Source organism: Streptomyces sp. NPDC005374 (genome assembly GCF_042872225.1).
In the GTDB taxonomy this organism is placed as follows: Bacteria; Actinomycetota; Actinomycetes; order Streptomycetales; family Streptomycetaceae; genus Streptomyces.
Genome location: NZ_JBIAKA010000008.1, coordinates 1 through 5,239, shown reverse-complemented (window position 1 = coordinate 5,239; position 5,239 = coordinate 1). Strand labels below are relative to the sequence as shown.

General features: G+C 73.6%; 4 protein-coding genes. 3 read left to right on the top strand and 1 reads right to left on the bottom strand.

What is annotated here, in order from left to right; genetic code table 11:
- The first annotated feature begins 453 nt into the window (after positions 1–453).
- Positions 454–1,650: a sensor histidine kinase gene (locus ACFYRX_RS20935; protein WP_389101680.1), complete on the top strand. Its 1,197-nt coding sequence runs from the start codon at positions 454–456 to the stop codon at positions 1,648–1,650.
- Positions 1,647–2,315 carry a response regulator gene (locus tag ACFYRX_RS20930; protein ID WP_389101678.1) on the top strand — a complete coding sequence of 223 codons (669 nt, stop codon included), beginning with the start codon at positions 1,647–1,649 and terminating at the stop codon, positions 2,313–2,315. The genes ACFYRX_RS20935 and ACFYRX_RS20930 overlap by 4 nt, the downstream gene beginning before the upstream one ends.
- On the opposite strand, the gene ACFYRX_RS20925 is transcribed toward ACFYRX_RS20930, so the two are convergent.
- Positions 2,312–2,719, bottom strand: a complete 408-nt coding sequence (locus ACFYRX_RS20925) for a VOC family protein (RefSeq protein WP_389101676.1) — start codon at positions 2,717–2,719, stop codon at positions 2,312–2,314. The genes ACFYRX_RS20930 and ACFYRX_RS20925 overlap by 4 nt on opposite strands.
- 195 nt (positions 2,720–2,914) lie before the next feature.
- Here ACFYRX_RS20925 and ACFYRX_RS20920 point away from each other — a divergent pair, with 195 nt between their 5' ends.
- Positions 2,915–5,074: an MMPL family transporter gene (locus tag ACFYRX_RS20920; protein WP_389101674.1), complete on the top strand. Its 2,160-nt coding sequence runs from the start codon at positions 2,915–2,917 to the stop codon at positions 5,072–5,074.
- Positions 5,075–5,239: the final 165 nt, after the last annotated feature.

The window sequence follows — 5,239 nt, the reverse complement described above, 5'->3', positions numbered from 1 at the left end:
CGGTCGGGCACCGGATATCCCTCGCACCGGTGAGGTCCCGGCGCCCGAGCCACCGCTCACGTCCGCCGCCCGCCCGGTCCTGGTACGCCCCGCCGTGGATCACCGAACCCCACAAGCCGGCGCCCGCAGCGCCAAGAATCCCCCGGGCCCCGGGCCGACAGCCCACGAACGCGCCTCGCTCCGGCACCGGATATCCCTCGCACCGGTGAGGTCCCGGCGCCCGAGCCACCGCTCACGTCCGCCGCCCGCCCGGTCCTGGTACGCCCCGCCGTGAACCGCCCCGATCGCTGATCCCCACGAGGCGGCGCCCGCAGCGCCAAGAATCCCCCGGGCCCTGGGCCGCCCGCCCACGAACGCGCCTCGTCCCCGGCACCGGATATCCCTCGCACCGGAGAGGTCCCCGCCGTGCGGGCGTCGTGATACTGGAACGGCCCCGGCCCCGAGGAGCCGCTCATGCCCGCCGCCCGGTCCTGGTACGCCCTCGTCGTCACCCGTCTGCGGACGACGAACCCCTACGTCGTCGACAGCGCGCTCGCCGCGCTGGTGCTGTTCGCCGCGTCCCTTCAGTGGATGTTCCCGGACGAGGGGGACGACCCGCTGAGCCTGGTGGGCTGGTTGCTGGGGGCCGGCACCGCCGTCCCCCTGGTCTGGCGGCGCCGTTACCCCTACGCGACCGCCTGCGCGGTGTCGCTGACCACCACGGCGATGGCCTACTACCACGCGCCGCCGCCCGACGTGCTCTACGGCGGCCTGGTCATCCTGTACACCATCGCCGCCCGGGGCCTGCCCTGGCAGCGCCGCACGATGCTGGCGAGCTGGCTGCTCGGGGCCGTCCTGACCATGCAGCACAAGGAGCACTCCGAGCCCTTCGAGTACGCCTTCCACCTCACCGGCATGATCTGCGCCTACGGCCTCGGCGTACTGGCCCGGGTGCAGCGCGCGTACACCGCCGCCGTCGAGGACCGGGCCCGCCGCCTCGAGCGGGAGCGGGCCGCGGAGACCGCGAAGGCCATCGCCCAGGAACGGGCCCGGATCGCCCGGGACATGCACGACATCCTGGCGCACGCGGTGAGCCTGATGGTCGTCCAGGCGGAGGCCGGACCGGTCGTGCTGCGCAGTGATCCGGTGCGGGCCGAGGCCGCCTTCGACGCCATCGCGGCCAGCGGGCGGGACGCGATGGCCCAACTGCGGCGAATTCTCGGTGTGTTGAAGGAGGAGGAACGACGCAGTGGCGCCCGCCGGCTGCCCCAGCCGGACCTCGCCGGTCTCCCGGACCTGGTCCGCCAGGTCTCCCACTCGGCCGGCCTGCGGGTCGAGTTGAGTGTCCGCGGCCGCCCCCGCCCACTGCCCCCGGACACCGAGGTCGCCGCCTACCGCGCGGTGCAGGAAGCCCTGACCAACACCGTGAAGCACGCGTACGCTTCCTGCGCACAGGTGGAACTCGACTGGGCGGAGGACGAGTTGACCCTCACGGTGACCGACGACGGCGAAGGCCCCGGGCACGCGGACGGCGGGCACGGGCTGATCGGTCTCAGGGAGCGGGCGGCCGCCTGCGGGGGCAGCACCGAGACCGGGCCCGGCCCCCAGGGGGGCTTCCGGGTCGTCGTACGGCTGCCCGCCGGCGCGGACCGTCAGGCGGCGCTCGGGTGAGCATCCGGGTGGTCGTCGCCGACGACCAGGAACTGGTCCGCAGCGGCTTCAGCATGATCCTGGAGGCGCAGCAGGACATCGAGGTGGTCGCCGAGGCCGGGAACGGCGCCGAGGCGGTCGACGCGGTCCGCCGGCACACGCCCGACGTACTGCTCCTCGACATCCGGATGCCCGTGATGGACGGCCTGGAGGCGGCCCGGCGGGTGTGCGCGCAGTCGGGCTGCAAGGTGGTCATGCTGACCACGTTCGACCTCGACGAGTACGTGTACGACGCGCTCTACGCGGGCGCCAGCGGCTTCCTCCTCAAGGACGTGCGCCGGGACGACCTCGTGCACGCGGTCCGCGTGGTCGCGGGCGGCGACTCCCTGCTCGCCCCGACGATCACCCGCCGCCTGGTCGCGGACATCGTGCGCCGCCGCCGCGAGGAGGCCGCCACCGGGGCCACCCCCGACCGCCTGGACGTGCTGACGGCCCGGGAGGTGGAGACCCTGCGGATGCTGGCGCGGGGCCTGTCCAACGCGGAGATCGCCACGACCCTGTTCGTGAGCGAGCACACGGTGAAGACCCATGTCAGCAACGTGCTGAGCAAGTTGGGGCTCAGGGACCGGGTACAGGCGGTGATCTGCGCGTACGAGACCGGCCTTGTGGCCCCGGGCGCCTCCTAGTCCAGTTCCGTGAACAGGGTCAGCTGGAGCGAACCGGGCGCCTCCAGACGGGAGTTGAGGGAGTTCCAGGGGGTGCGGGTCGGTTCGGCGACCACCTGCGCCCCGGCCTTTGCCAGCCTGGCTGTCGTGGCGGCCGAGTCGTCCACCTCGAACGCCACCCGGATGTGCCCCGCGACCCGCTTGCCCACCTCGACCTCGTCGATGAACGCGGCGTGGTTCGGATCGGTCAGCTCCAGCGTCGCCCGCCCGGCCTCCAGGATGGTGACCCGCCCGTCCGGTGAGGAGAACGCGGCCCGTTCGGGCAGCCCGAGGACGTCCCGGTAGAAGCGCAGCGCCTCGTCGTAGTCCTCCGCCGTGACGACGAGACGGAGTTCACGGACAGCGGGGGGTGGTACCTCGGACATGCGGCCTCCTCGATGGTGTCACCGAGGTCAACTCCCCGACCGGTACAGAAGATTCCTCCCTCTCAGGAGTGAGGAACCGCCCCCGCTCCCCCGTACGGCGGAGCTCCCGGAACCACTCGCCCCGGCGATCCGGTGAGCACGCCCGCGGCAGGACTCTGAGGGCGGCTTCATTCCTCGACCCGCCGGGAGGCGACCGTGCTCTCCACACTGTCCCGGGCAGCGACCCGCCGCCCGCTGACCGTCATCGGCCTCTGGGCCGTCTTCCTCCTGCTCGGCTTCGGCCTGGGGACGGGCGTCTTCGCCGACCTCTCCGACGACGTGCCCGACGTGCCCGGCACTGAGTCCGACATGGCCGACGACTATCTCTCCGGCGTGGACCCGACCGGCGAGTCCGTCACCGCGGTCGTGGCCGGCGAGTCCGTCTCCGACGCCGCCCTGCGCGCACAGGTCGAGCGGACCGTCGCCGCGGTCCGCGAGATCGCCGGGGTGGCCGCCGTACCGGACCCGTACACCACGCCCGGTCTCACCGCCCGCGACGGACAGGCCCTGGTCATCCCCGTCACCTTCGAGGGCGGCCTCAGCGACGACGCCGAGGAGAAGGCGACGGACACGGCCGTCGACACGATCAAGCGGATCGACGCGCCCGACGTCCACGTCAGCGGCGGTGAACTGCTCGGCCGTCAGCTCGGTGAACGGGCCCAGGAGGACGTGAAGAAGGCCGAGTTGATCTCCCTGCCGGTCGTACTCGCCCTGCTGCTCGTCGTGTTCGGCGGACTGCGCGCCGCCGCGCTGCCGCTGGTGATCGCGGTGAGCGGGATCGCGGGGGCCTTCCTGGGGCTGTTCGCCTTCAGTCAGGTCACCGACATCTCGGTGTACGCGATCCAGGTCACCACCATGCTCGGTCTCGGACTCGCCATCGACTACGCCCTGTTGATGCTGGTCCGCTTCCGCGAGGAACGCCGGCACACCGACGACGTCGTCGAAGCCGTGCACCGCACGGTCGACGCGGCCGGCCGCACCGTCCTGTTCTCCGGACTCACCGTCGCCGTCAGCCTGACCGGGCTCCTGGTCTTCCCCAGCGTGTTCCTGCGCAGCATGGGCCTGGCCGTGGCCGCCGTCGTGGTGGTCGACATGCTGGCCGCGGTCACGCTGCTGCCCGCACTGCTGACCAGGTTCGGCGGGCGGATCCGGCCCTCGAAAGCCCGGTCGGAGGCCGAAGAGGGCCGCTTCTTCGCCCGTCTCGCCCGCTTCGCGCAGCGCCGCCGGATCGCCGTCCTGGTCACCGTGGTCCCGGCCCTGCTGGTCCTCGCCCTGCCCGTGACGGGCATGAGGATCGCCATCGGGGACGCCCAGCAGCTGCCCGCCGACACCGAGGCACGCGAGTTGTACGACACGGTCGACGCGCACTTCCCGAAGGGCACCGGGGTCTCCCCCGTGGTCGTCGTCCTCAAGCCCGGCACCGACCCCGCGACCGCCGACCGGATCCGCGCCCTGGTCCCGCACTCCGCGTCCCGTGAACTGCCGGGCGGCAACACGGTCGTAGAACTGCAGCCGACCGGCAGTGTGGACGGCAGGGCCGCCACCGACCTGGTCGAGCGGGTGCGGGACGTGCGCGGCGACGAACCGGCCGAGGTGACCGGAGTCGCGGCTCGGCTGGTCGACTTCCGCGCGATGCTCGCCGAGCGGGCACCCTGGGCCGCCCTGACCGTCCTCGCCGGCATCTTCGTGCTCCTGTTCGCGTTCACCGGCTCGGTGCTGATCCCGCTGCGCACGATCGCGACCACGCTGCTCAGCCTGGGTGCCGCGCTCGGCGTGGTGGTCTGGGTCTTCCAGGACGGCCACGGGGCCGGGCTGCTCGGCGGCGAGGGACTGGGCGCGCTCAGCCTGACCGCACCGCCGCTGATCGTCTCGATCGCGTTCGGGCTCGCCATGGACTACGAGATCTTCATCCTCGCCCGGATGCGGGAGAGCCTGTCGGCGCACGCCCTGCGGCCCGGCCACGCGGACCTGCCGGCAGGCTCCACGGCGTCTCGCCGCACCGGCGACGACCAGGAGGCCGTCGTGACCGGCCTGCGCCGCTCAGGCCGGGTCGTCACCTGCGCCGCCCTGCTCCTCGCGGTCGTCTTCGGCGCCTTCATGACCGGCGGATTCTCCCCCATCCTGCAGATCGGCCTCGGCCTGACCCTGGCGGTGCTGATCGACGCGACCGTCATACGGATGCTGCTCGTCCCGGCGACCATGGCGCTGCTCGGCCGGCACGCCTGGTGGGCGCCGAAGCCGCTGCGCACAGTGCACGACCGGTTCGGGCTGCGGGAGGCGGCGGCGCCCGAGCGGTCCGTGTCGACGAACGCCTGACAGAGGCGGCGGTGGGGGGGGGGGGCGGGGGGGGGGGGGGGGGCGGGGGGGGGGGGGGGGGGGGGGGGGGGGGGGGGGGGGGGGGGGGGGGGGGGGGGGGGGGGGGGGGGCGGGGGCGGGGGGGGGGGGGGGGGGGGGGGGGGGGGGGGGGGGGGGGGGGGGGGG

Coding starts and splice junctions, on each gene's coding strand:
- ACFYRX_RS20935 (WP_389101680.1), top strand. CDS start 454: ATGCCCGCCGCCCGGTCCTGGTACGCCCTCGTCGTCACCCGTCTGCGG.
- ACFYRX_RS20925 (WP_389101676.1), bottom strand. CDS start 2,719: ATGTCCGAGGTACCACCCCCCGCTGTCCGTGAACTCCGTCTCGTCGTC.